This is a genomic window from Pseudomonas sp. A0308 (assembly GCF_044218815.1).
Lineage (GTDB): Bacteria > Pseudomonadota > Gammaproteobacteria > Pseudomonadales > Pseudomonadaceae > Aquipseudomonas > Aquipseudomonas iridis.
This window is the reverse complement of sequence record NZ_CP162581.1, coordinates 2,588,600-2,614,141: the sequence shown is the minus strand read 5'-3', so window position 1 is coordinate 2,614,141 and position 25,542 is coordinate 2,588,600. Positions and strand designations below refer to the sequence as shown.

The 25,542-nt window shown below is 59.8% G+C and carries 16 protein-coding genes and 1 pseudogene; 8 read left to right on the top strand and 9 right to left on the bottom strand.

Annotation, left to right across the window (positions count from 1 at the left end; all coding sequences use genetic code 11):
• Nucleotides 1-138: 138 nt before the first annotated feature.
• The 3 genes from AB4P92_RS12115 to cbiE are packed head-to-tail and all read right to left on the bottom strand — an operon-like array spanning nt 139 to nt 3,165.
• Complete coding sequence (locus AB4P92_RS12115; RefSeq protein ID WP_261736328.1) at nt 139-867, bottom strand: cobalt-precorrin-6A reductase; 729 nt, start codon at nt 865-867, stop codon at nt 139-141.
• Nucleotides 864-1,961 (bottom strand): cobalt-precorrin-5B (C(1))-methyltransferase, encoded by a 1,098-nt coding sequence (locus AB4P92_RS12110; protein ID WP_395599431.1) that lies wholly within the window; start codon nt 1,959-1,961, stop codon nt 864-866. Before AB4P92_RS12110 ends, AB4P92_RS12115 begins: the two co-directional genes overlap by 4 nt.
• The gene (gene cbiE, locus AB4P92_RS12105; protein WP_395599430.1) at nt 1,954-3,165 is read right to left on the bottom strand and encodes a precorrin-6y C5,15-methyltransferase (decarboxylating) subunit CbiE; all 1,212 of its coding nucleotides are present in this window, start codon (nt 3,163-3,165) and stop codon (nt 1,954-1,956) included. The genes AB4P92_RS12110 and cbiE overlap by 8 nt, the downstream gene beginning before the upstream one ends.
• Nucleotides 3,166-3,297: 132 nt before the next feature.
• Between cbiE and cobG the strand changes: the two are divergent.
• From cobG to AB4P92_RS12080, 5 genes and pseudogenes are all read left to right on the top strand, one after another.
• Nucleotides 3,298-4,610, top strand: a pseudogene (cobG, locus tag AB4P92_RS12100) (precorrin-3B synthase).
• Entirely contained in the window at nt 4,603-5,229 is a 627-nt protein-coding gene (locus AB4P92_RS12095) for a precorrin-8X methylmutase (RefSeq protein ID WP_042557460.1), read from the top strand. Before cobG ends, AB4P92_RS12095 begins: the two are co-directional and overlap by 8 nt.
• A complete protein-coding gene (locus AB4P92_RS12090; RefSeq protein ID WP_390896383.1) occupies nt 5,226-5,960 on the top strand; it encodes a precorrin-2 C(20)-methyltransferase in 735 nt (244 codons plus the stop codon). Before AB4P92_RS12095 ends, AB4P92_RS12090 begins: the two co-directional genes overlap by 4 nt.
• On the top strand, nt 5,960-7,660 hold the full coding sequence (gene cobJ / locus AB4P92_RS12085) for a precorrin-3B C(17)-methyltransferase (RefSeq protein WP_395599429.1): 1,701 nt from the start codon (nt 5,960-5,962) through the stop codon (nt 7,658-7,660). The genes AB4P92_RS12090 and cobJ overlap by 1 nt, the downstream gene beginning before the upstream one ends.
• A 306-nt stretch (nt 7,661-7,966) precedes the next feature.
• Entirely contained in the window at nt 7,967-15,109 is a 7,143-nt protein-coding gene (locus AB4P92_RS12080; protein WP_395599428.1) for a TcdA/TcdB pore-forming domain-containing protein, read from the top strand.
• Between the two features lie 56 nt (nt 15,110-15,165).
• Here the strand turns inward: AB4P92_RS12080 and AB4P92_RS12075 are convergent, their stop codons facing one another.
• Nucleotides 15,166-15,759, bottom strand: a complete 594-nt coding sequence (locus AB4P92_RS12075; protein WP_042557462.1) for a MarC family protein — start codon at nt 15,757-15,759, stop codon at nt 15,166-15,168.
• A gap of 231 nt (nt 15,760-15,990) precedes the next feature.
• Here AB4P92_RS12075 and AB4P92_RS12070 point away from each other — a divergent pair, with 231 nt between their 5' ends.
• Genes AB4P92_RS12070 through AB4P92_RS12060 form a run of 3 tightly spaced genes read left to right on the top strand, consistent with a single transcriptional unit; the run spans nt 15,991 to nt 18,176 of the window.
• A complete protein-coding gene (locus AB4P92_RS12070) occupies nt 15,991-16,779 on the top strand; it encodes a hypothetical protein (protein ID WP_395599427.1) in 789 nt (262 codons plus the stop codon).
• Between the two features lie 57 nt (nt 16,780-16,836).
• Entirely contained in the window at nt 16,837-17,550 is a 714-nt protein-coding gene (locus AB4P92_RS12065) for a hypothetical protein (RefSeq protein WP_395599426.1), read from the top strand.
• On the top strand, nt 17,535-18,176 hold the full coding sequence (locus AB4P92_RS12060) for a hypothetical protein (protein ID WP_395599425.1): 642 nt from the start codon (nt 17,535-17,537) through the stop codon (nt 18,174-18,176). Before AB4P92_RS12065 ends, AB4P92_RS12060 begins: the two co-directional genes overlap by 16 nt.
• Nucleotides 18,177-18,181: 5 nt before the next feature.
• Here the strand turns inward: AB4P92_RS12060 and AB4P92_RS12055 are convergent, their stop codons facing one another.
• From AB4P92_RS12055 to dusB, 5 genes are all read right to left on the bottom strand, one after another.
• Nucleotides 18,182-20,956 (bottom strand): hybrid sensor histidine kinase/response regulator, encoded by a 2,775-nt coding sequence (locus AB4P92_RS12055; RefSeq protein ID WP_261736335.1) that lies wholly within the window; start codon nt 20,954-20,956, stop codon nt 18,182-18,184.
• A 99-nt stretch (nt 20,957-21,055) separates the two neighbouring features.
• Nucleotides 21,056-22,351: a phosphoribosylamine--glycine ligase gene (purD, locus tag AB4P92_RS12050; RefSeq protein ID WP_395599424.1), complete on the bottom strand. Its 1,296-nt coding sequence runs from the start codon at nt 22,349-22,351 to the stop codon at nt 21,056-21,058.
• Between the two features lie 166 nt (nt 22,352-22,517).
• Nucleotides 22,518-24,125 (bottom strand): bifunctional phosphoribosylaminoimidazolecarboxamide formyltransferase/IMP cyclohydrolase, encoded by a 1,608-nt coding sequence (gene purH / locus AB4P92_RS12045; RefSeq protein WP_047299539.1) that lies wholly within the window; start codon nt 24,123-24,125, stop codon nt 22,518-22,520.
• Between the two features lie 82 nt (nt 24,126-24,207).
• The gene (fis, locus tag AB4P92_RS12040) at nt 24,208-24,528 is read right to left on the bottom strand and encodes a DNA-binding transcriptional regulator Fis (RefSeq protein WP_003221275.1); all 321 of its coding nucleotides are present in this window, start codon (nt 24,526-24,528) and stop codon (nt 24,208-24,210) included.
• Nucleotides 24,525-25,535 (bottom strand): tRNA dihydrouridine synthase DusB, encoded by a 1,011-nt coding sequence (gene dusB / locus AB4P92_RS12035; RefSeq protein WP_042557469.1) that lies wholly within the window; start codon nt 25,533-25,535, stop codon nt 24,525-24,527. Before dusB ends, fis begins: the two co-directional genes overlap by 4 nt.
• Between the last annotated feature and the right edge of the window lie 7 nt (nt 25,536-25,542).

Sequence of the window (25,542 nt, the reverse complement as noted above, 5' to 3'; positions counted from 1 at the left end):
GCGGCCCAGCTCGATTTCGCCGTTGTAAATGAGTGTAGCGGCTTCGATTCGCATTGCCCGGGCGAAATTCGAGTCGCTTTCTATTCGTGCGCGAATGATCTGCATGACGTCTCGGAGCGCTATTCGGTCGCGATCTATTTAAATACGGTTGAAGGTCGCGAGGGCGGTGATGACTTCGTCGACCGAGGCAAACTCCCGATCAACCCCCGGCAACCCAGGCCGCTTCAACACAATCACCGGCACCCCACGCTCCCGCGCCACTTCCAGCTTCGGTTCAGTCGCCGTGCTGCCGCTGTTTTTGCTGATCAGCACATCAATCTGGCGCCGCTCGAACAGCGCCCGTTCATCCTCAAGCAGAAACGGCCCACGTGCGCCGATGACTTCGCAGCGTTCGTTGCCGGGATAAACGTCGAGGGCGCGCAGGGTCCAGAATTGTTTGGCGGGGATTTCGTCGAGGTGTTGCAACGGTTCGCGGCCCAAGGTGAACAGGGGGCGGCGAAACGGTTTGAGGGCGTCGATCAGTTCGGCCCAGTCGCTGACTTCACGCCAGTCATCACCGGGCTGCGGCTGCCACGCTGGACGGCGCAGGGCCCAGCAGGGGATGCCGGTCTGTGGCGCGGCGGTGGCGGCGTTCTGGCTGATTTGCGCGGCGTAGGGATGGGTGGCGTCGAGTAGCAGATCAACCCCTTCATCCCGAATGAACTGCGCCAGACCTTCAGCGCCACCGTAGCCACCGACGCGCACCTGACAGCGCAGATCGGTGGGCACACGACCAACCCCGGCCAGGCTGTAAATATGTTGCGGGTCGAGAGTACGGGCAATCGCCAGCGCCTCAGTCACGCCGCCCAACAACAGAATCCGCTTCATGCAAAACCTCCGGCATGGCCAACGACACCGCCCTGACGATCTATCGCAAACACCTCGACCTGCACCTGCGCCGGCACCACGCTGCGAGCAAACTCCAACGCGTGACGACAAACTTCATCGCCCAGTGCGATGCCCACGGCACTGGCCATCGCCAACGCCTGCTGGCTGGTGTTCGCCTCACGAATATTCTGCTGCAAAGTCTCATCGGCGCCGATTGCCGCCGCCCAGTCGGCCAGTTGCGGCAGGTCAATGCTGGAATGGCGCGAGTGCAGATCCATGTGCCCGGCCGCCAGTTTGCTGATCTTGCCGAAACCGCCGCACAGGCTGAGTTTATCCACAGGCACTTTGCGCAAATGCTTGAGCACCGCGCCGACGAAGTCGCCCATTTCGATCAGGGCGATTTCCGGCAGGTTGTACACCCGGCGCATGGTGTCTTCGCTAGCGTTGCCGGTGCAGGCGGCGATGTGCAGATAGCCGTTGGTCTTGGCGACATCGATGCCTTGATGAATCGAGGCGATGTACGCCGCGCAGGAAAATGGCCGGACGATGCCGCTGGTACCGAGGATCGACAAGCCGCCGAGAATGCCCAGGCGCGGGTTCATGGTCTTCAGCGCCAGGGCTTCGCCGCCCTCGACGTTGACAGTGACCTCGAAGCCGCCGGCATAACCGGTCTCGGCCGCGAGCAGGCTCAAGTGGTCGCTGATCATCTTGCGCGGCACCGGATTGATCGCCGGCTCCCCCACGGCCAGCACAAGTCCCGGGCGTGTCACGGTGCCAACGCCCGCACCGGCACTGAAGCGAATCCCCGGTTCGGCCGACAGCCGCACCCGCGAATAGAGCAAGGCGCCGTGGGTCACGTCCGGGTCGTCGCCGGCGTCCTTGATCGTCCCGGCTTCGGCGCCGTCGTCGGTCAATCGGCAGAACTCCAGCCGCATCTGCACCTGTTTGCCCTTGGGCAAGATGATTTGCACGGCATCGGCGCAGGCTCCGCCAAGCAGCAGGCGGGCGGCGGCGAGGCTGGTGGCGGTGGCACAGCTGCCGGTGGTCAGGCCGCTGCGCAGGGGCGCGGGTTGTTCGGCGGTTTCGTCACGCATCAAAAGGTTTGACCAGATCGAGCAGCGTGATCGGCAGCGCCTGACGCCAGGTGTCGAACTCGCCGAGCGGTTGCGCCTGAGCGACGTGGATGCGCGTCAGCTCGCCGCCGTAGCGCTCGCGCCAGTGCATCAGGGTGACTTCGCTTTGCAGGGTCACCGCGTTGGCGACCAGTCGACCGCCGGGTTTGAGTTGCTCCCAGCAGGCCTCGAACACGCCTTCGCGGGTCACGCCACCGCCGATGAAAATGGCGTCCGGTCGCTCCAGTCCCGCCAATGCCTGCGGTGCTTTGCCGCGAATCAATTGCAGCCCCGGCACACCCAGCGCATCGCGGTTGTGTTCGATCAACTGCTGACGGCCGTCATCGGCTTCGATGGCCAGCGTGCGGCAGCTTGGGTGAGCACGCATCCACTCGATGCCAATCGAACCACTGCCCGCACCGACATCCCACAGCAGTTCGCCGGGAGTCGGGGCGAGGCGGGCGAGGGTGATCGCGCGCACGTCGCGTTTGGTCAGTTGGCCGTCATGCCGGAATGCCGAGTCGGGCAGGCCGGCCAGACGCGACAGCCGCGGGGTGTCGGCGTTGGCGCGGCATTCGATGGCGATCACGTTCAGATCGGCAATCGGCGGGTCGCACCAGTCATTGGCGCTGCCGTCGATGCGCCGCTCGGCGTCGCCGCCCAGATGTTCCAGCACGTTTATGCGGCTCGAACCAAAGCCGCGTTCACGCAGCAATTGCGCGACTGCCGCGGGACTGGCGCCGTCATTGCTCAGCAGCAACAGACGCACGCCGCTGAACAACTGCGCATTGAGCGCGGCCAGCGGACGGGCGACCAGCGACAGTGTCACGACGTCTTGTAATGGCCAGCCGAGGCGGGCGGCGGCCAGCGAGCAGGAGGATGGCGCGGGCAGGATCAGCATCTCGTCGCTCGGCAGTTGTCGCGCGAGGCTGGCGCCGACGCCGTAGAACATCGGGTCACCGCTGGCCAGTACGCACACCGCTGCACCGCGCTGCTCAAGCACCGGCGCCAGCGAAAAGGGGCTCGGCCACAACTGCCGCTCGCCGCCAATGCACAGCGGCAACAAGTCCAGTTGGCGCTGACCGCCGACGATCCGCGAGGCGCCCATCAGGGCACGCCGGGCGTTTTTGCCCAGGCCCTTGAAGCCGTCTTCACCGATTCCCACAACCGTCAGCCAGGGTGACATCTATATTCCTCTAAACATGCCGTTCCGACGGGCAGTCTTTTCATGCCGCCGGACAAAGCAGGCATAATACCGCGCCTTCGCCCGCGAAGCGCCTTTCCCACGCAGCCGGTCAGCCCCTTGAACGAACGCCCGATGTCCACCGCCATACGCCCCTCGGCTTGCCCGGGGTTGCTGCGTATCGTCCAGGCACTGGACGGGGGCATCTGCCGGATCAAGCTCGATGGCGGCTCAATCAGTGCTGATCAGGCTGACGCGGTGGCCAATGCCGCCGAACAGTTCGCTGGCGGGGCGATTGAGGCGACCAATCGCGCCAACCTGCAAATCCGTGGCATCGGCCAGCAATCCGCTGCCCTGATCGACAGTTTGCTGGCTGCCGGACTCGGGCCACGCACCGCCGCAGGCGATGATGTGCGCAATCTGATGCTCAGCCCAACCGCCGGGATCGACCGGCAGATGCGCTTCGACACCCGCGCACTCGCCGAGCAGATCCTCGTCACGCTGCAGAGCCATCCACGTTTCCACGAGTTGAGCGCCAAGTTCGCCGTGCAACTCGATGGCGGTGAAGCGCTGGCGATGCTCGAACATCCCCACGACCTGTGGTTGTCGGCGTTCGAGCGCGATGGCGAGACGTTGCTGGCGTTTGGTCTGGCCGGATGCCCGACCGATCGCGCGGTCGGGGCGGTGGCGCTGGAAAATGGCCATGCGCTGGTGGTCGCGGTGCTGGAGCTGTTCCTCGAACTGGCGGGGCCCGAGCAAACGCGCATGCGCCATTTGCTCGATGAACTGCCGATGCTGGCGTTTCTTGAGCAGCTCAGAGCACGCCTGCCGATCAAAGCGATCAGCGGTTGGCAACGTCTGCCGGTTGCGGACGATCTGCACATCGGCCCTCATCCGCAAAACACCAACAACCTTGTCTACGTCGCAGGCGTGCCGCCACTCGGCCGCCTCGACCCGACCATGCTGCGCGGTGTAGCTCAACTGGCTCGTCGTTTCGGCGACGGCAGCCTGCGTTTCACGCCGTGGCAAAGCCTGCTGCTGCCGAACGTGACGCAGACCGACGTAAACCAGGTGATCGAAGGCCTCAAACAGCTGCACCTGCTGACCGATGCCGCTGAGCCACTGTCGAGAATGATCGCCTGCACCGGCGCCAACGGCTGTGGCAAAGGCCTGGCCGACACCAAAAGCGATGCCCGTCTGTTGGCGACGCTGCTACCGCAAGCGCAAAGCGTGCATCTGTCCGGTTGCACGCGTTCGTGCGCCGCCGCGCACTGTGCCCCGGCGACCTTGCTGGCCGTCAGTGCCGGTCAATACGACCTCTATTTTCGCGATGCAGCACAGCCGGGTTTCGGCACGCTGCACGCACGCAACCTTACTATTGAAGCGGCCGCGGCAGTCCTTATCGATGCTTGCCCGACGCCCGCTCCCGGAGCCCCCTTGATGCTTGATTACATCCGCGATGGTCAGGAGATCTATCGCAACTCCTTCGCGATCATTCGCAGCGAGGCCAATCTGGCGCGCATCCCCGCCGATCTGGAGAAACTCGCGGTGCGAGTCATTCACGCCTGCGGCATGGTCGAGGCCATCGACGGTCTGCAATTCTCTGAGGGGGCGGGCAAGGCCGGACGTGCTGCGCTGGCCGCGGGTGCGCCGATCCTCTGCGATGCGCGAATGGTCTCCGAAGGCGTGACCCGCGCGCGTCTGCCGGCCAACAATGAAGTGATCTGCACCCTGCGCGACGACAGCGTGCCGGGGTTGGCGCGTGAACTGGGCAACACCCGCTCCGCCGCCGCGCTGGAACTGTGGCGCCCGCACCTGGAGGGCAGCGTCGTGGTGATCGGCAACGCGCCGACCGCGCTGTTTTATCTGCTGGAAATGCTCGATGCCGGCGCACCGAAACCGGCGCTGATTCTCGGCTTCCCGGTGGGCTTCGTCGGCGCGGCAGAATCGAAAGCGGCGCTGGCCGCCGACAGCCGTGGCGTGCCGTTTGTGATCATGCAAGGTCGACTCGGCGGTAGCGCCATGGCGGCTGCGGCGGTCAACGCCCTCGCGACGGAGATCGAATGATGCAGGCCAAAGGACGTTTGATTGGTCTGGGCGTCGGCCCTGGTGATCCGGAACTGATCACCGTCAAGGCCTTGCGCCTGCTGCGCGAATCGCCGGTGGTGGCGTACTTCGTCGCCAAGGGCAAGAAGGGCAACGCGTTCGGCATCATCGAGGCGCACCTGCAGGACGCGCAGAATCTGCTGCCGCTGGTGTACCCGGTGACCACCGAAGCGCTGCCGGCGCCGCTGTCGTATGAACAGGTGATCAGTGATTTCTACGATGAAGCCGCCGAGACGATTGCGGCGCATCTGGACGCCGGCCGTGACGTAGCGGTGATCTGTGAAGGCGATCCGTTCTTCTACGGCTCCTACATGTATTTGCATGATCGACTGGCCACCCGCTATGAGGCGCAAGTGGTGCCGGGCGTTTGCTCGATGCTTGGCGGCGCGTCGGTGCTGGGCGCGCCGTTGGTGTATCGCAATCAGAGTTTGTCGGTGCTCTCCGGCGTCTTGCCTCATGAAGAATTGAAGCGACGTCTGGCCGATGCCGACGCGGCAGTGATCATGAAGCTGGGACGCAATTTCCACAAAGTGCGGCAGGTGCTGGAAGAACTTGGCCTGGCCGAACGGGCGCTGTACGTCGAGCGTGCGACCATGGCCAATCAGAAGATCGTGCCGATCGACCAGGTCGAGCCGATGTCGTCGCCGTACTTCTCGCTGATCATCGTGCCCGGCGAACGGTGGCAAGGCTGATGACTTCATCCACTCCCGCGATTGTCATTCTTGGTCAGGGTAGCCTGGCCACTGCCCGGCGCATCCAGCAGGTGTATCCGGCGGCGCAGATCCACGGTCTCGCCGGTCGTGTCGAAGGCGCCGACTGCACGTATCAGGAATTCGGCGCGACCCTGCGCGAGTTGTACCAGCAGGCCACGCCGATCATTGCCCTGTGCGCAGCCGGCATTGTCATCCGCACACTGGCGCCGCTGTTGCTGGAGAAAGGCGCCGAGCCTGCGGTACTGGCCGTCGCCGAAGACGGCAGCGCCGTGGTGCCGTTGCTCGGTGGCCTTGGCGGGGTGAATGTCATGGCGCGGGAGATCGCTGCGGGGCTGCAAGTCGCAGCGGCGATCACCACCAGCGGCGAACTGCGCTTTGGCACCTGCCTGCTCAATCCTCCGAGCGGCTACGCGCTGGCGGATCTGGAGCTGGGTAAACGCTTCGTCTCCGATCTGCTGGCCGGGCATAGCGTGCGCATCGAAGGCGCGGCGCCGTGGCTGGATCAGGCGCAACTGCTGGAAGATCCACAGGCGCAGCGTTCGATTCATGTCGGCAGTGCCGAGCGTGCGGCGAGTGCCAATGAGTTGCTGATCTATCCGCGCAGTGTGGCGGTGGCGGTGAGCGCAGACGTGGCGGATTTGCCGAGTGTGATTCGTGCGGCGTTGCAGCAGGCGAACGTCGCGGTTCAGGCGTTGGCTTGTCTGGTGGCGGCTGATACCGAGATGGCTTCGGCGGACCTGCGCGAAGCCGCACTTGAACTGAATGTGCCATTGAGGTTTGTCACGGCGCAAAGCGACATCGGCGCACTGGCGCGCGTTGCGGTGCCAGAGGCCAAAATCATTGAGCAAAACGGCCTGGCCATCGTTGTCGCCGAGCAGCCACTGGACGTCGCGCACATCGGTCGCCCGCGCGGTCGTCTTGCTGTGATTGGCCTTGGCCCCGGCGCTGCCGAACTGATGGTGCCTGCGGTAAAAGCGGAACTGGCTCGCGCCACCGACGTGCTCGGCTATGAAACCTACGTGCGCATGGCCGGCCCGTTCCGCGACGATCAAGTGCAGCATTGCACCGACAACCGCGAAGAAATGCAGCGCGCCCGCCACGCCTTCAGACTGGCGGCCGAGGGCCGTTCGGTGATCGTGGTGTCGTCCGGCGATCCGGGCGTATTCGCCATGGCGGCGGCGGTGCTCGAAGCGTTGCACGAGTCCGATGATCCGGCGTGGCACCGTGTCGATCTGGAAATCCTCCCGGGCGTCTCAGCGTCCCTCGCCACCGCTGCCCAGGCAGGCGCGCCGCTGGGCCATGATTTCTGTGTGATGTCGCTGTCGGACAACCTCAAACCGTGGTCGATCATCGAGAAGCGTCTCGACCTGGCCGCGCAAGCGGATCTGGCGCTGGCGTTCTACAACCCGATCTCGCGCGCCCGCCCGTGGCAACTGGGGCGGGCCCTGGAAATCGTCTCGCAACATCGCACACCGCAAACCCCTGTGGTGCTGGGACGTGACATCGGGCGGCCGGGGCAGACCCTGCGCACCACGACTCTCGGCGCCTTGACACCGGACCAGGTAGACATGCGCACCATGGTGTTGATCGGTTCCTCCACTACTTGCACTTTTGCGCGGGCTGAAGGAGGGGAATGGGTTTATACGCCACGTTGGTATGGTGAAAAGCCGATTTCCTGAACAGTCGCCCGTTGATCACGGAGGTAAGTTGTAAGTAACTTACAGTTGGCGTGACATTGGGTTAATACTTTCAATTTTAAAGTGCGATAACAAAAGCAAGGCCGCGACCCCTTTGGGTTCGCGGCCTTGTGCGTTTGCAGGTGAAAGTATTGCGGATGAACTTGTCGCTGGATCCTACTGTTATGCAGTTTGAATGTTGATCGATGTTGCACGCGACACTGATTGTTTTTTTTGATATTTGAGCTCGCCCGACTTAATCAATAGTTTTGTTTGATCTATTAACTATTGATTCAAGGATGAAGGCTGATGGGGACTTTGAATAGTTCTACAAGCAAGAGTGGGTTTGTTTCGGCGGAAGATTTTTTAATACTGCAACAGGCGTTGGTCGAGCTTGCCGGCTCTACGGAATATGCGGCGCTGATTGCGCTTCATGAAGTTGCTAGTCAAACCGTCGATGCCGCCGAAAAGCTGCTGGCGGTGAAGCTGTTTCAGGAGAAGCTTGGGTCATTACTGAGCCAAAGCAGGCCATCCGCCCCCGTGGCGATCAATCGGATTCAGTCCGAATTGAGTCAATACATCGCGAGGCTTTCAGCGACGGCGGACCTGCTTGCTGGAGTAGGCAAACCCGTGCCGAAAATCATGCACTTTGTCTGGGTGGGCGGTGGTGAAGTCGGCGGTATCCAGCGTGACTATATGAACATCTGGCGCGAGGTGCTGAAGTCTCAGGAATACAAGTTCAATCTCTGGTACGACAGCGATGCAATGTTGGCGCATGAGATGAATCGGGTAATTCTCGAAAGTGCACGAGCTGATGCGATGGAATCGGGAGGCGATAAAGCCACCAAATCCACCCGGTTGTCGCAGATGATCGAGGAACGGGCGCGGGTGTTGAAACAGCAGATGTTCGCGTACATCGAACAACCGCAGTGGCGCGGCAGGGCAGATGATGCGCGTATTGACCTGATGGTCCGCTCCTACGGCATGGATCGATCGACGCTCGAAGCCCTTCGCCAACGACGCCTGGAAACGCATTTGGCAATGGTCGGTCCCGACCTGCAATTGCGAGATGTTCGCCAGGAGTTCGCCGGGCACTTTTTACAGGATGTCTATCAGCGCGAAATCGCCATGCGCGGTAACTTTGCAGCGGCGAGCGATGTCGTGCGTTTGCAGGCCGTGCATCTGGAAGGTGGCCGTTACAGTGACATGGATTACTTGCCACCGTTGGCCAGCAAGTTGGGTGGCGTGGATATCAGTGGTTTTGATGTCAACCAGCAACTTTGGGTTCTGAAACTTTTACTGGATCACAACGAAGCGTTGATGCCGGGTCGCGACGCAGTTCGCTACAAAGACATTACCGGAGAAATTCCTGTTCAGTATGCAGAGGCGTTAACCACATTCGCGCGCAGCAAACCCGCCGCTCATGAAATCTTTGTTGCACCGCAAGATCGCTCTGCCCCGTTAGACGCTCTTCGCCTCGGCACGCTCCATGGCTTTTCGAAGAATGGGCAAGTCAATGCTCACTTCATTGCTCATCCGGGCAGTGCCATGACCATGGCGTATTTGCAGATGATCCGGGTGAATTATGATTGTCTGCAGGAAGTAGAGCGCCGTTCCATTGAAGCCGGAATCGACACAGCGGATGAAGGTCGGTTGTTTGATGTTATTCAAGACGTGGTCAATGAAATGAAGGCGCGGGGCAAACTGCCTGAATCAGACGCGCTTTTTCGTGCGTATAAACTCATTGATGCCATTGGTAGCTACTACGCGGACGGCATTCGAATCGGCGCGAGAGGCACCGTCACTCTTACCGGTCCCGGTGCCGCAAGTTCGGGGCTGACCCAGTACATCGAGCAGCAACTGATGCCCGATCAGATTGATCAGATAAGTCATCACCTGCAGTTGCTCGAAGGCTATAACGATGTCACGGAAGAGGAAAGGATCTCCGGCTGGACCGTCAACGACGACCCCGAGCAATGGCTGGCTAAAGAGCAGGAAAAATGGCAAACCGGAAAACTGAAAGCGCGTTACGCCGGCCAATTGGCTGACCTGCTGAAGCAAAAGACCCTGACGTTCAAGCAAGGCTGGCCGGTGATCGAAGGCAAACCGGTGTTGCTGACTTCGGTATTACAACAGTTGATGGATGAACTGGGCGGTTCCTTCATTCGCGTGATGAAGGACAAGTTGAGCGGTGACTTCACCTTCGACACAGCCTTCACCATAGATTTTGAAACGCGTCAGCAAATCATCGCGCAATCCGACACCCAGATTCCCGCTTCCCATGGCGTCGAGCTCACCAGCAACCTGAATGAACTGTTTACCCACGTCGCCCACGGCTCGCTCCACCCTGAGCACTTGAGCCCGATGCTGCGGGTGATACTGGGTGGCATCTTCGGCGCCACGAGCCTAGGTGACGCGGGATTCGTCGACGCTTGGCAGCAAGTGTCGAATATCGCTCGGCAAACCTCGGAAGGCGGTGTGTTCGCTCGCTACAACGCCATCGAGAACGCCGTGCGTCAGCGCCAGTCTGCAGACAACGAAAGCGCACCGGCGCTGCGCGGCCAGCCTGACACGCACACCACGCGGGAGCTCAAGGTGCTCGCCTTGACCGAGCCGCTGACGCTGAACAGATGGCATGAACGGATCGAGCAGATCAGCCGCACTGCGCAACGTGAATACCGCGGGCAAATCCTTCAGCGCGGCGGTCAGGTGCGTGAACTGTTTTTCAAGGCCGGGGCCATTTCCACCCGGCAAATGCCGCAGGATCTGCTGATGAACACCGCGGGCGATCCCGGCCGGCGTTGCTATCCGCTGGCCCTGCTGACGGCGTCGGCTCTGGCCCAGGGCGATGCGGCCGAGCGGGCACTGATCGGGCGTGTTGCCAACGCTGGCAAGACACCGGCTGACGCTGATTCCCGAGCGTTGCTGCTGGCGCTGGATGAGCTGCATCAAACGCCAGTCACCGATCACGGAACCGCGCACGGTCTGCAGGGGGTTGAGGCTGTCGTGCAGATGCTGCAAGCGAAAACGGCACCCGCCGTCATGCTGCTCGATACCGGTAATCACGCGTTGCTGGTGGCCAAAGTCATGCAGGGCGACACGCCGGTTTTTCGTTTTTACGACCCCAACTTCGCGATTTTCGGCTTTGCCGGGGCGCAACAGTTGTCGCTGGGCATGGCGCTCTACTTGAGTGCCGGAAACGGCGCGATGGCCAGGCTTTACGGTCTGGGCGACATCGCCAAAGCACAATTCAATGTGACTGAACTGAACACCACGAAGATTGCCGACACAGTGCTTTCTTCGAATCTGCGACTCGACAGTTTTTTGAAAAATCAGGCGATTACGGATGTTCAAGGTGTTTCGGTCTGGGAAAAGCAGGCGCTCGGGCGCACCCGCTCCTTGAGTGAAAACGCTCGAATGGGGTCCAGTCTGGCGCAGCTGGATGCTCGTTACTGGACGCAGGAATTTGCCCAGGCCACTGACCTTTTGCGTGCCGAATACAAGCTGGGACGTGAATATCTGCCGTTGCTGGACACCGTCGAAAAAACGCCGGAGGCGGGTTACTCGCTGACCATGGCTGACGTTCTTCACCCGCAGAACACACTCAAGGTTTCCACCACCGACGCGCGGTTCAGCAAGATCAGGCACCACCTTCAGCGACTGGTGAAAACCCTGGCCGGCGAGCCCACCCATGCGGGTGAAGCCGACGGCGGGAGCCGCTTGAGTTTCGCCTTTGCGATTCAGACGCTTATTACCGAAATGCGCCAACGGGACTACCAGGACGGTGAAGGACAGATGCCGACATTGGCGATTGCCCTTCAGGTTCAGGTGTATGTGAACTACGCACAACTGGGTTTCGGCGTGGTCAGCGATGTGGTGCAGATCGCCCGGCTGGTGCAACAGGTGTCGGCTGCCGAGCAAGCGCTGAAACAGACCTCGGTTTCGGGGCGCTTGGCCGGTCGCGCTGCCACTGGCGCCGGCTTCGTATTCTCCCTGGCGAATATCGGGTTCGATATTTACAACCTGTCGATTGCCGAAAACCATGAGCAGCGATCGAGGTTTTCCACGTCGCTGGCCTTCAACGTGGCGGCGCTGGGGCTGGATATCGTTGCGCTGGCGGCCGGTGGCGTCGTTGGCGGGGCAGCGGCTTTCCTGTCTGTGCCTTTGCTCGGTATCGGCATCGGCGTGACAGCCATCGCCAGCAATCTGGGGCAGATCCGGGACAAGGCCACGGCCGTCGGCAACCATCTGCGCGATATCCAGAATGCCTACACTCCCGGCGCCTATACCCTCGAACACGGGGTTTTGCAGTTCCCGGCCGAGGCGGTCATCACGAGCCTTGATCTGCAAGATAATCAGGTCCGGTTCAACAGCCAGAGTTTTTACCCGTGGGTGGGCAGCTGGTCGGAGTTACCACAGTCCACCTCTGCCCCAGAGCACATGCACCGGGCCATCAACATTCGGGAGGCATTCGAACTGCCCGAAGTCATGACGCTCGACAAGGGCCGAGCCGGCGATCGCCATACGGTCGTGCTGCCGTGTACGCCTGTCTGCTTTTACGGATACGAGTATCAACTGGGGGGCACGGGACACAAGTACGTGCCAAAGCCAGGAGAGGTGGTTGCGCCGCGTACCTCGAGTGAGGCCCCCGGGCCGCATTGGTATTCATACCGTTCGCCTATTGCTGTGGCCCTTGAAGCGATTGTCGACAGCTTCAACGATGGCATCTATACCCGCTATCCCCAGTTACGCAACAGTGCGGCTTACAAGTTGGAGTATGACAAACAAGGTAACCAACGGTTTTACCTGTACAGCACTCCATCGCTGAAACACATCCTCTACAAACTGCTACCGGTCCATAAGCCGACAAACATAGACGTGCAGCTGGATGAACATGTCCGTCAGTTGGTCGTCCCGCAGTTGCCGAAGGAGTGGAAGCAGTGCATTTCCTACGAGATCTTCAGCCACTCCCCAGGCACGCGTCAGCTCTGGCTGACGCCGGGCCTTGTTGCGGTTTCCCTGCGCAACTATGCGGCGACGCAGTGGATACTTCATGCGCCGTGGGCCAGCGAAAAAAGCGTTGGTTTTGACGGCGTGTCGCTCAACGTCGACGGGATTCGCATCGAAGGTCATGTGGATTTCATCGAGCTGGCGAACGGTGAGTTGTTCCGTCTCGACTGGAAAGCCGTGCGGCTGATGCTGGTGTCCATCACGCTGGAGCATCCCACTGCCTTGGCCAATGCTTCTACATTGCAAATTTCGATAGGCAGAGAAACCTCGCAGGCAGCGGTGCAGGCGCGGATTCGAATGCTGGCGGCAGAGCAACGCGTCGCCACCGCTTATGTGCCATTGAACAAGTTCAGGGTGCCACTGAGCGCGGCAAACCAACCGGTGTTCGTCACCGCCTACTATGACGTGGCGAACGCGCGGTTGTTGTATGCGCGCAACCTGCCTGAGGCAATCAATGATGGCGTGACACTGGCGGCAGCCGATGCCAGGCACGCCTGGTTCTATCACCCCGAGCATGCGACGGTCTGGCGCGTCGACATGATCACCGGCACGGTCAACCAGCGCTACCGGTTGATGAATCCCGCCAGTGGTTCAAGGATTGTCGGTTGTGAACAGACTGTCGGCGGCATTCGGGTGCGACAAACGATGCTTGCGGTCGAGAGCGGCGTAGAGACCGGTTTTGAATATTTTCTGACTGAGTCCACGGTAACGCTTGAGTGCATCAACACTTCGGCTGCCTGGGGCGATTACACACCGCGCCGGCCGGCCAGTTACTGGCGCTCATTGGTTGATCGCTTCAAAACGCCGCGTGACTACGCCGACAGCACCCCCGGCATGGCGGCGGGCCTGGCCATTTGGCGGCCAGCTCAGTTTGTGCAGATACGCGGTCACGTCCAGCAAGAGGTTCGAGATGTTGGCTGGATTCGTCTGGCCGATGGTCTGCATTTCCAGTTAGACCGTGCCAGTGGCCTCGATCTGGATACGAAGATGCTGGTTTGGGATGCAGGTCTGGGTGATCTCCCGCTGTTCTACAGCAAAAGCGCCGGACTGCTGCAGCGGGGGGCCGGAACGGATGACTCGCAAGTTATCGCAACCGACGTCATTGATGTCAGCCAATTCGCTCAGCGTTTCATCGCCACCCGGGAAGACGGCCTGTTGTTCGAGGTCGACAAGCAAGGCGTGATGAAGTTTGTGGGCGTCGGGACGCACTGGTTGCACAAGCATACGGATTGGCTCGCCGCTTTACCGGCGCTTGCCGAAACGTGGAAAACTGCGCCGTTCTCGATCAATGGTCTGGAAAATGTCGGCGGCACACATTCGCTGGCAATGTGGTGCGTCGACGACAAGTTCTTGCTGGCCAAAATCGCTGGTACCACGGAGCTGGATCTGGTTGGACTGACCCCTGACAAACAGGCCGCGTGGTTGATGGATATTTGGGGACGGCTCTATCGCCAGCCTCTGACGAATATCGAGGCACTGCGTCGGGCGTTTGCCGGTGGCAGTCGCCTGTTACATCCGGAGCATTTGCCAGATGCGGAAATGGTTTGGTCGCAATGGTCCTTTACCCAAGTGCTGATGGACGGCCAAGGCCTGATCGGACAAACCCGCGAAGGCGTCAACCTGGAACTGATAGATCAGCAGCCTGCACGCATTATCAGTTTCGAAAACAAATGGTCGGATGGGGCCGGCCAACGTCCCGAACAGTTGCAGGAGCGCTTGCGAGCACTATTGAACAAGCAAAACCACGCGCCGTTCCTGCCAATCAAACGTCATGCGGGTCGCTACACGTACTACGTGCCGCAACTGGACCGGCTGTTCGATGTTACCGGTCGCGCCGACGGGCAGTGGGCGGTGTTTCTGGGGAATCGCGATGAGTCGGTGCCGCTGCTGTTCGATCCGGTGGACGGCTTGATTTTCAGCCGTGGTGCGCAGAAGGACATCTGGCTGGCGGGCAGTTACGCACAGCGTGAAGGGGAGTTGCTGTCGCTTGAAGTGAGTGGCGAGGTCAGCGATCTCGTGGCGCTGCTGCCGGACGGGATCAACACGTTGGTACTGGCTTTTGGTGCGCAGACGTCAAGCTACCGGATCCTGGATGACGCGTGGCAGCGCCTGGATTGCATTGTGGTTGATAGTCGCCGGCCATCCGCCCGGCAAGTCGCCGGCGAGGGTACGCTGGTTCTGGACATGGCTGGCAATGAGCGCCTGCTGATGTCGCAGGTTGATGGGCAACTGGTGTTCACCGATCCGGACAACGCACACAGCCTGATCGTGCGACATGTCATACCCGAAGAGGGCAAACCGGGCATGTCGATGCAGATAAGCGTCAGAGTTGCAGACGAGCATTGCGCATTCCCGGTCGAACAATGGCTGAGCGCCATTTCACAAACCAAGAATGACCAAGGGGTTGCTACGCTCAAAGCAGTCGTTGAAAAGATCGCCTGACATTTCACGGCAAACTGAACACGAGGGGTCGTGAGCGGATCAGCTCACGACCCCTTTTACCCCAGATAACCCTTGATCCCGGTAAAGATGATCTGCGCCGCCAGTGCGCACACAAACAGTCCCATCAAACGACTGACAATCTGCAAACCCTGATCGCCGAGAATCCGCTCGATGCGGTTCGACAGGTACAGCACCACGCCGACGGTGAAACTGGCCAGCGCAATGCTCACGATCGCCGTGAGTTTGTCGTCCCAGTGTGGCTGGCTGACGCCCATGACCAACAAGGCGCCGATAGTGCCGGGGCCGACGGTCAACGGAATGGTCAGCGGCACGATGGTCACATCCTGCTGCACATTGTCGGTTTGCACCACCGACTTGCCTTGCGCCATGCCCAGCGCCGAGATGAACAGCACGCTGCCGGCACCGATCCTGAACGCGTCCACGGTGATGCCGAACACGTCGAAGATCACTCGCCCGAACAAATACAGCAGGACGCTGGAAACCAGGGTAGCGATCGCCACTTTCCACGCCAGGCGCCGTTGCTCCTTGCGCGAATAACCACGGGTCAGGCTGATGAAGCAGGACAACACGAAGAACGGGCTGTAGAGCACCAGCATCTTCAGGTAAACGCTGAATAACACGTGGAGCATGGTTTGGGCTCACGACAGGAGAGTGTGGGAATGGAGTCTATCAGTCGTTCAGGTTTTTGTCGGTAGCGACTTTTTAAAGTGTTTCGAGTTGCTGTTGTTTGGTAGTTAGTTGTCGTTTTGTTTGCTTGATGATTGTGTTACATGTTCAGGTTTGTATGTTCTTGATTGGCTGGTTATGGTTGCTCTCGCAAGTTCATGAGGACTTGTTTTAATAATGATAAGGAATTCGTGATGAGTAACCAGGTAATGCAGAAAGCGTTTGTTGATAAGTGTTTGAGCGATATTCAGCAATATGATGTTGGTGACATGCCTGCTATTCGTAGCCGCAGTTTTTCATCGGGCGATACTGTTGTGGTGCCGGAAAAAGCCTCTATCGTTGGTGAAGGTATTTTGACCTTTACGGGTTATCTCAGTGAGGTAAATCGAACCGATGCACAAAATGCCTATCTTTTCGCAAGTCTGGTAGCGAACAAAAAGTATCCGCGGGAAGACCAGGGCCAGGATTGGTACTTGTTGTTCCGTGACGTGATGAACAAAGCGGGCTGGTCTTCTACCAGCATCTATTACAATAACCTTGAAGTCGGCGGTACCAGTGTCCGTATGGACAAACTGGTACTGGAAATTCTGGGTTCGGTTATCTCGGGTCTGGCATTGCCCGGTCCGACTAGTGCATTGATGCTGAAAGTGGCAACCGATGCAATTGCAGCACTGAGCAAACGTGAGACCGCCTTAACGCTGTATGAGCGAAACCTTCTGAATAACGGCGTGGGTGGCATCTCGACCGGAGCCTGCACCGAAGTAAATGGTGTGCCCTTGATGGCTGTCGGTGCAGTTCGTTTTCAGCGCCGCAATACGTCGGACAAAGTGCTGTTCGTCGATGTGGATGTTCGTAACGTGAAAATGTATCGGGGCGAGACCGTATTTGAAAAAAATACGGATACCGCCAATGCGACTCGCGACTATATACGCACCAAGTTGGGTCTGAATGCACTTTCTAAAATCGAAGAGTTCGAGATTTAATCAGTGCTGGAAGGGCGGTCGGGGTCGGCTGCCCTTTTTTATATTCGGGAGGGTGACATGGTCGACGAATATTTGACGATGGTGGTGGGAAATTCCATTGTGCTTGTGCCTGAAGTTGATGGTGCGGCGGCTTACGATGATCTGATCAACTCGATCTTGCTTGCACAGCTGGTGGCTAATAAAAAGATTGAAAAAACGCCTGGGTTAATTTGGTATGACGCCTATATGGAAGTTCTCGATGCCTACTGGTTACGTCCAGAAAAGGCGCATCAGACGTGGGGGTTCAGACACAAAACAGAAGAACTCCTGCCAAATGTGTTTACCGCTATGTTGACTCACGGTACATCAGGTGATGCCCATACAATCGCCGCGGTTCTCGCGCGAATTGCAAAGTTGTCGGACGAAGAGCCGGCGCTCCAACTGCTGCGAAGTCACATGCAAACATTAGTTGAGCCCGCGCCAGCCGAAGTGTCAGCTCCGCTGACGAGTGTGCGGTTGCTGGTGATAGACGCGAAATCTCCCGCCTCGATTACCAGTGCGTATGTCGAGTTCAAGACGCGAAAGGTATTGAGCCCCAATCCATTCCAGCCGTCGTATCAATCTGATGATTTGCACGGTTTGGTTCATGTGCATCACGCGTGTGAAACCCTTGTTGAACAGCTCTACGGTCCTGTGCGTGCGGCGATTGCTGTGAAAGTCAGGGACAGGCTTGCGGGCAATGTTGCGACGTTGACCCTGCCAGCGGAGGTGAAGTCATGTCGGATCCCATGACACCTCAGGCCGCCGTGGTGGGCGCCAGTGTTGTCGCATTCGCCAGCGGTGTGCCGACGCCCCATCGAGATGACATCTACATGAGCACCGCTCATGCACAAATGGCGACACGCGCGGCAATTGAGGACGGGCTAGCGACTGACTGGTTTGAGTACTACTGCAAGGTACTCAGGTTTATCGGCTGGGATGTGCCGAAACCACAGACCCTGGCGCCATCACGCAACAGTCTGATGGCCGGCCAGGCGACGCAACGGATCTCAACCATCATGGGCGAGGAATTTTCCGAGCCAATGCGTCGTGCGCTGCTGGCAATTGAGCGTAATACCCTGGCGCTCAAACGGTTCGAGTCCACGAGCATTCGTGGCGATGCCGGTTACTTTCAGATAATTCCCTGCGTCATGAGCGGCCCGAACAAGGTTGAGATGGGCATCTATCATCGTCAGTTCAGGATCAGGCGACAGGTCTCGGGATTTCTGTTTGGCGAAGACGAGACACTGATCCACAACAGCGTCGAACAGATCGCCGCCATCACGTTCAACACCCTTCATTACGCCCAGTTTCGGGATAGGGTCAAAAAGTCGGTGCTGACCGGCTCGCTCAACTACCTTAGCAGTCTGGAGATCTGAGCGAATCAGAAGGTCGACGCCGTGCGGTTCTGTTGATCACGTTGGGCCACCCAATGCTCGATCAACTCGCGCAATTGCGACAGCTCGACCGGTTTGGACATGTGCCCGTCCATTCCGGCCTGGCGTGCGCGCTCCTTGTGCTCGGCGAGAATGTGCGCGGTCAACGCGACGATCGGCGTGCGGATGCGTTGGTTGCTGACTTCCCACGCGCGCAATTGCTGAGTTGCGGAGAAACCGTCGAGGATTGGCATCTCGCAGTCCATCAGCACCAGGTCGTAACGCTGGGCTTTCATCGCTTGCAGTGCTTCCTCACCGTTGCTGGCGGTGTCGGGTTGCAGGTTGAGCTTGCCGAGCATGCCGCGAATCACTTTGGTCGAAATCGTATTGTCTTCGGCAACGAGGATGCGGAAATCGCTCGGCACTTTGGCCACGGTGGCCGCGGTCACCACTTGCGGCTGGAACACCACCTGGCCTTTGTTGCGCTGGTTGAGTTCGTCCGCGAGGGTGGTCTTGAGCGTATACCCGGCCACCGGTTTGGCCAGAATCCTTTTGATCCCCGAGTTACGCGCGATGATCTTGCTCGGCGCGTTGCTGATGCCGGTGAGCATGATCAACAGGATGTCGTGGTTCAGGCTCGGGTCTTCCTTGATCTTGGCCGCCAGTTGCATGCCGGTCATGCCGGGCATGTTCTGATCGAGCAGGACCACATCGAAGTAATCACGCAGGTGCGCCTTGGTGCGCAGCAGCGCCAGCGCTTCCTTGCCCGACGGCACGGCGCTGACGTTCAGGCCCCAGGCACTGCATTGCTGCACCAGCACTTTGCGACAGGTGTCGTTGTCATCGACCACCAACACCCGCGCGCCTTGCAACGGGCTGTCGAGGTCGGAGGTCGGGTGTTCAAGGCGATCCGGGTCCAGCGGCAGCGTCAGCCACAGGGTGCTGCCCTGATTGGTGCCGCTTTTGATGCCGAATTCACCCTGCATCAACCGGATCAGTTGCCGCGCGATCACCAGGCCCAGATTGCCACCCAGTCGATTGGCCGAAAGGAAATGCTTGCTGTGCAGCTCGGCGTGCATCAGCGCGTCACGCTCTTCCTGCTCCATCGGCTGGCCGCTGTCCTGCACGGCGATGCGCAGGCGCGGCTTGCTGCTGCGCTCATCGAGGGCGACGACGATCAGCACTTCGCCTTCGTCGGTTTTTTTCAGGGCGTTTTCCAGCAGACTCAGCAGGGTCTGGCGCAGACGGGTCGGGTCGCCGCTGATCACCCGCGGCACTTGCGGCTGAATGAAGCTGATCAACTCGACGTTCTGCTGTTCGGCCTTGGCGCGGTAGATGCTCAGGCAGTCATCGATCAACGCGTTGAGATCGAACTGCACGTCGTCCAGTTCGATCTGCCCGGATTCGAGTTTGGAGATGTCGAGGATCTCGTTGATCAATGTCAGCAGTTCGTTACCGGCACTGTGGATGGTCTGCACGTAATCGCGCTGTTTGACCGACAACGGGGTACCGAGTAGCAACTCGGTCATGCCCAGCACGCCGTTCATTGGCGTGCGAATCTCGTGACTGATCTTGGCGAGGAATTCGGCTTTGGCGTTGATCTCGGCGTTGCTTGCGGCGAGGTCGCGACTGATGCTGAAACGGCTTTCGGTGATGCTGCGTTGACGCTCGCCCAGCGCAATGCTCATCAACAGCCCGCTGATGCAGATAAACACCATCAACGTCATGATCAGGCCTTGCGGCGCGACCAGTGTCAGGCCCAGCAATGCCGGAAGAATGATCAGCGTACCGATGTTGAACACCACCATGGCAGCAACAAACAACCGCGCCGGGCGGTAGCCCTTCTGCCAGTGATAGAACGCGACAAACAACATGCTCAGACCGGCGAGTGCCACCAGCGCGTAAGTGATGATGTTCAGGGGCAAGGTGTTGACGAACAACAGCAACAAGCTGCACGTCACGATAAACAGAATGTCGCCCAGCAACAGTTTGTTCAGCGGATGCGGGCCCAGCGGGGCGAAGAAGCGCAGGGCAAACATCAAACCGGCCGGCGCGGTCAGCAGCAATGCGAGATAAGCCCCGGGCGTCTGGATCGCATGCCAGTTCGGTAGCCAGGGGCCGGCGAGGTTGAGCAACAGCAACAGGCTGAGTCCCAACAGACCCTCGCAGATCGCCAGCCACAGGCTGCTGCGTGAACGGGAGTAGGCGTAGCGCACGAGATTGTGCAGCAACAGCATGGCGAGGCAGCCGAACAACAGGCCGAAGATCAGTGTCTGGTTCTGGTCGGCCGCGCTCATGACCGCCGATTGCAGGGTGATGTGCGGGCGTAACTGGTGGTCGGAGACCAGCCGCACGTAGACGTCGAGAGGCTTGCTACTTTGCGGCAGCGGCAGCATGAAGTCGCTGCTCGGTAGCGGCCGTTCAGCCTGGGGCTGGTCGGTGCCGGTGTTGCGTTGCTCGATCAGTTGGTCGCCGTCGAGCACGTACAGATTGAGGTGCGACAGGTCCGGGGCGAAGATCCGCAGAACTTGTTCGTGCTTGCCGGGCGCGAGCCTGAAGCGCAGCCACAGTGCTCCCTCGGGCTCGGCCGCGGTGAGGCGGTTAAGGTCGATGGGGCTGAATTGGTTGGTGTAACGGGCTGAGCGGATATCGCTCAGTTGCAGATTGCCCTGATCGTCGAGCAATACCGACCAGCCACTGCCTTGCGTGGCCTGGGCCGGGAGCATGCAGAGCAAGGTCAGCAACGTGACGGTGAAGCTTATGGCAATCCTGAGCCAGCGCACGGCGAAATCCCTTCTTAGGTTGATGCCAGAGTATAACGACGCGCGGCGGCGGAACAGCCCGGCGAGGAGCGGTATCCCTCACCGGACTTCATGGACAGCTTATTCCTGGGTTTCGCCACGTTCACGGGCAATGGCGCGGTAGCCAATGTCCTTGCGGTAGAAGCTGCCTTCCCAGTCGATCGCGGCCGCCAGCTTGTAGGCTTGCTGTTGCGCATCACTGACGCTGGCGCCCATTGCGGTGGCGCAGAGTACGCGACCACCGGCGGTCACGACCTGGCCATCTTTCAGCGCAGTGCCGGCGTGGAAGACTTTGCCTTCCAGGCTTGCCGCAGCGTCCAGACCGTTGATCGCGACGCCTTTGGCGTAGTCGCCCGGGTAGCCGCCAGCGGCCAGCACGATGCCAACGCTCGGACGTGGATCCCACTGCGCTTCGACCTTGTCCAGTGCTTGCGCCAGGGCGGCTTCAACCAGCAGCACCAGGCTCGACTGCAAACGCAGCATCACCGGTTGGGTTTCCGGATCACCGAAACGGCAGTTGAACTCGATGACTTTCGGGTTGCCGGCCTTGTCGATCATCAGACCGGCATAGAGGAAACCGGTGTAGACATTGCCTTCATCGGCCATGCCGCGCACGGTCGGCCAGATCACCAGGTCCATCACGCGCTTGTGCACGTCGGCGGTCACTACCGGGGCAGGGGAGTAAGCACCCATGCCGCCGGTGTTCGGGCCGCTGTCGCCGTCGCCGACGCGTTTGTGGTCCTGACTGGTGGCCATCGGCAGGACGTTCTTGCCGTCGACCATGACGATGAACGAGGCTTCTTCGCCGTCGAGGAATTCTTCAATGACCACGCGCGAACCGGCATCGCCGAAAGCATTGCCGGCAAGCATGTCGCGCACGGCGTCTTCGGCTTCAGCCAGGGTCATGGCAACGATCACGCCTTTACCGGCGGCCAGGCCATCGGCCTTGATCACGATCGGTGCGCCTTTTTCACGCAGATAAGCCAGGGCTGGCTCGATCTCGGTGAAATTCTGGTAGTCGGCGGTCGGGATCTTGTGGCGCGCCAGGAAGTCCTTGGTGAACGCCTTCGAGCCTTCCAGCTGTGCAGCGCCAGCGGTCGGACCGAAGCAGTCCAGGCCACGGGAACGGAACAAGTCGACAACGCCAGCCACCAGCGGCACTTCCGGGCCGACGATGGTCAGGGAAACGTTTTTCTCGGCGAAATCGGCAAGCTGCTCAAGGGCCAGCACGTCGATAGCGACGTTCTCGCACTTGGCTTCAATCGCCGTACCGGCGTTGCCCGGGGCAACGAAAACCTTCTGCACGCGTGGATCCTGAGCCACTTTCCAGGCCAGAGCGTGTTCACGGCCACCGCTGCCAATGATCAAAACATTCAAAGAGAGACTCCTTCGGAGAAAGCTGCAAGCTACAAGCTGCAAGTTAGAGCGACTGCGTGGCGCTCATTTACAGCTTGTGCTTTGAATTAATAAGGCTGCACCTGCAAGAGGGAGCGACACCTGTCTGCTCTTTCTTGCAGCTTTCAGCTTGAAACTTGCGGCTGCTTCAATGGCGGAAGTGGCGCATGCCCGTAAAGACCATGGCGATGCCTGCCTCATCGGCAGCGGCAATCACTTCAGCATCACGCATCGAGCCACCTGGCTGGATCACCGCAGTGATGCCGACCTTGGCCGCATTGTCCAGACCGTCGCGGAACGGGAAGAACGCGTCCGATGCCATCACCGAACCCGCCACTTGCAGACCAGCGTGTTCAGCCTTGATCGCAGCGATACGTGCGGAGTTTACGCGGCTCATCTGGCCAGCGCCGACACCGATGGTCTGGCGGTTCTTGGCGTAGACGATCGCGTTGGATTTGACGTACTTGGCCACTTTCCAGGCGAAGATCAGGTCGTTGATTTCCTGTTCTGTCGGGGCACGCTTGGTCACGACTTTCAGGTCTTCGCTGCCAATCATGCCGATGTCGCGGCTTTGTACCAGCAGGCCGCCGTTGACGCGCTTGTAGTCCCACGCGGCAGCGCGGTCAGCCGACCACTCGCCACAGGCCAGCAGGCGCACGTTGGCTTTGGCGGCAACGATGGCCCGGGCTTCTTCGCTCACGGAAGGGGCGATGATCACTTCAACGAACTGACGCTCGACGATCGCTTTGGCGGTCTCGGCATCCAGTTCACGGTTGAAGGCAATGATGCCGCCGAACGCCGATTCGGTGTCGGTAGCGTAAGCCAGTTCGTAGGCCTGACGGATGCCGCCTTCGGCGTCCGGGCTCACCGCCACGCCGCACGGGTTGGCGTGCTTGACGATCACGCAGGCTGGCTTTACGAAGCTCTTCACGCATTCCAGCGCAGCGTCGGTGTCGGCCACGTTGTTGTACGACAGCTCTTTGCCTTGCAGTTGGGTCGCGGTAGCGATGCCGACTTCGGCAGGTTTGGCTTCCACATAGAACGCCGCGCTCTGGTGCGGGTTCTCGCCGTAGCGCATTTCCTGAGCCTTGATGAACTGGCTGTTGAAGGTGCGCGGGAATTCGCTGCGACCTTCCGTGCTGAGGGTTTCAGCGGCCTGGTTCACGGTGCCCATGTAGTTGGCGATCATGCCGTCGTAGGCGGCGGTGTGTTCGAACGCCTTGAGCATCAGGTCGAAACGCTGAGCGTAGGTCAGGCCACCGGACTTGAGGTTTTCGAGGACGTTGGCGTAATCGCTGGCGTTGACCACGATCGCGACGTCTTTATGGTTTTTTGCTGCCGAACGGACCATGGTCGGGCCGCCGATGTCGATGTTCTCGATGGCGGTCGGCAGGTCGCAACCTGGCTTGTTGATGGTCGCTTCGAACGGGTACAGGTTGACCGCTACCAGATCGATCGGCTTGATGCCGTGTTCGTTCATGATAGCGTCGTCGATACCGCGACGACCGAGGATGCCACCGTGGATTTTCGGGTGCAGGGTCTTCACCCGACCGTCCATCATCTCCGCGAAACCGGTGTAATCCGCGACTTCCACTGCGGCAACGCCGTTGTCGCGCAGCAGCTTGAACGTTCCGCCGGTGGAGAGGATCTCGACGCCCAGGGCTTCAAGCTCCTTGGCGAATTCGAGGATCCCGGTCTTGTCGGAAACGCTGATCAAGGCGCGGCGGATCGGCAGGCGGGTAGTCTGGTCGGTCATCTCAATTTCCATCAAAAGCAAAGGAAGTCAGCAAAAAAGGCGACCGGTTTTACGCGGGCGCCTTTCTGGTTTGATTGAATGCTTACAGCAGATCGTACTGCTTGAGTTTCTTGCGCAGCGTGCCTCGGTTGAGTCCGAGCAGCTCGCTGGCCTTGGTCTGGTTGCCCTTGACGTAGTTCATCACGCTTTCGAGCAGGGGAGCCTCGACTTCGGAGAGCACAAGGTTGTACACATCCGTGACGGACGCGCCCTCAAGGTGGGCGAAATAATTGTGCAGCGCCTTCTCGACACTCCCGCGAAGGGTCTGACCTTCTTCGCTCGGCGTATTGAGGTGCTGTTTCAAATTCACGTTGTCGCTCACGGGTGCTGTTCCACTCACTAAAGTCTCGGTCATCATCGTCATGCGGCCACCCCTTCTTCGTCCCCTGTCAGGCTCTTGTAACGCTCGGCGAAGAACTCCCGAACGTTGGCGCATTGTGTTTCCGTACCATCCAAACGATTGAAGTGGGCGCGAAACTCCTTGGCGCCCGGCAAGGTTGCGAGATACCAGCCCACATGCTTTCGAGCAATACGCACGCCCATCACATCCCCATAGAAAGCGTGAAGTGCGGCCAGATGCTCTAGCAGAATGTGTTCCACCTCGGTCAGCTCCGGTGCCGGCAATTTCTCGCCAGTGCGCAGGAAGTGATCGATCTCGCGAAAAATCCATGGCCGCCCTTGGGCGGCTCGGCCTACCAACAGGCCATCGGCACCGGTCGCGTCGAGCACGTAACGGGCCTTTTCCGGCGAATCAATATCGCCATTGGCAAACACCGGGATCGACACGGCCTGCTTGATCGCGGCAATCGTGTCGTACTCGGCTTCACCTTTATAAAGATCGGCGCGAGTGCGGCCATGCACTGCCAGCGCGGTGATCCCGGCCTGCTCGGCGATCTTCGCCACAGTCAGCCCGTTCTTGTTGTCGCGATCCCAGCCTGTGCGGATCTTCAGGGTGACCGGCACATCAACCGCAGCCACGACGGCCTGCAGGATCTCGGTCACCAGTGCTTCATCTTTCAACAACGCGGAGCCGGCGGCCTTGTTGCAGACCTTCTTTGCCGGGCAACCCATGTTGATATCAATAATCTGTGCGCCCAGTTCGACGTTGGCGCGGGCCGCATTTGCCAGCATCTGTGCATCACCACCGGCAATCTGTACCGAGCGTGGCTCGGGATCGCCTTCGTGGATCATGCGCATGCGCGACTTGCGGGTGTTCCACAGGCTCATGTCACTGGTGACCATTTCCGAGACCACAAGCCCTGCGCCCAAACGCTTGCAAAGCTGACGAAAGGGCTGGTCGGTGACCCCCGCCATCGGGGCGAGAATCAAGCCGTTCTGTAATGTATATGGGCCGATGCGTACCGCCGACATAGGACTT

What these genes read in the sequence shown, in the direction of transcription:
- AB4P92_RS12115 (WP_261736328.1), bottom strand. Translation starts at nt 867, where the DNA reads ATGAAGCGGATTCTGTTGTTGGGCGGCGTGACTGAGGCGCTGGCGATT.
- AB4P92_RS12110 (WP_395599431.1), bottom strand. Translation starts at nt 1,961, where the DNA reads ATGCGTGACGAAACCGCCGAACAACCCGCGCCCCTGCGCAGCGGCCTG.
- cbiE (WP_395599430.1), bottom strand. Translation starts at nt 3,165, where the DNA reads ATGTCACCCTGGCTGACGGTTGTGGGAATCGGTGAAGACGGCTTCAAG.
- AB4P92_RS12095 (WP_042557460.1), top strand. Translation starts at nt 4,603, where the DNA reads ATGCTTGATTACATCCGCGATGGTCAGGAGATCTATCGCAACTCCTTC.
- AB4P92_RS12090 (WP_390896383.1), top strand. Translation starts at nt 5,226, where the DNA reads ATGATGCAGGCCAAAGGACGTTTGATTGGTCTGGGCGTCGGCCCTGGT.
- cobJ (WP_395599429.1), top strand. Translation starts at nt 5,960, where the DNA reads ATGACTTCATCCACTCCCGCGATTGTCATTCTTGGTCAGGGTAGCCTG.
- AB4P92_RS12080 (WP_395599428.1), top strand. Translation starts at nt 7,967, where the DNA reads ATGGGGACTTTGAATAGTTCTACAAGCAAGAGTGGGTTTGTTTCGGCG.
- AB4P92_RS12075 (WP_042557462.1), bottom strand. Translation starts at nt 15,759, where the DNA reads ATGCTCCACGTGTTATTCAGCGTTTACCTGAAGATGCTGGTGCTCTAC.
- AB4P92_RS12070 (WP_395599427.1), top strand. Translation starts at nt 15,991, where the DNA reads ATGAGTAACCAGGTAATGCAGAAAGCGTTTGTTGATAAGTGTTTGAGC.
- AB4P92_RS12065 (WP_395599426.1), top strand. Translation starts at nt 16,837, where the DNA reads ATGGTCGACGAATATTTGACGATGGTGGTGGGAAATTCCATTGTGCTT.
- AB4P92_RS12060 (WP_395599425.1), top strand. Translation starts at nt 17,535, where the DNA reads ATGTCGGATCCCATGACACCTCAGGCCGCCGTGGTGGGCGCCAGTGTT.
- purH (WP_047299539.1), bottom strand. Translation starts at nt 24,125, where the DNA reads ATGACCGACCAGACTACCCGCCTGCCGATCCGCCGCGCCTTGATCAGC.
- fis (WP_003221275.1), bottom strand. Translation starts at nt 24,528, where the DNA reads ATGACGATGATGACCGAGACTTTAGTGAGTGGAACAGCACCCGTGAGC.
- dusB (WP_042557469.1), bottom strand. Translation starts at nt 25,535, where the DNA reads ATGTCGGCGGTACGCATCGGCCCATATACATTACAGAACGGCTTGATT.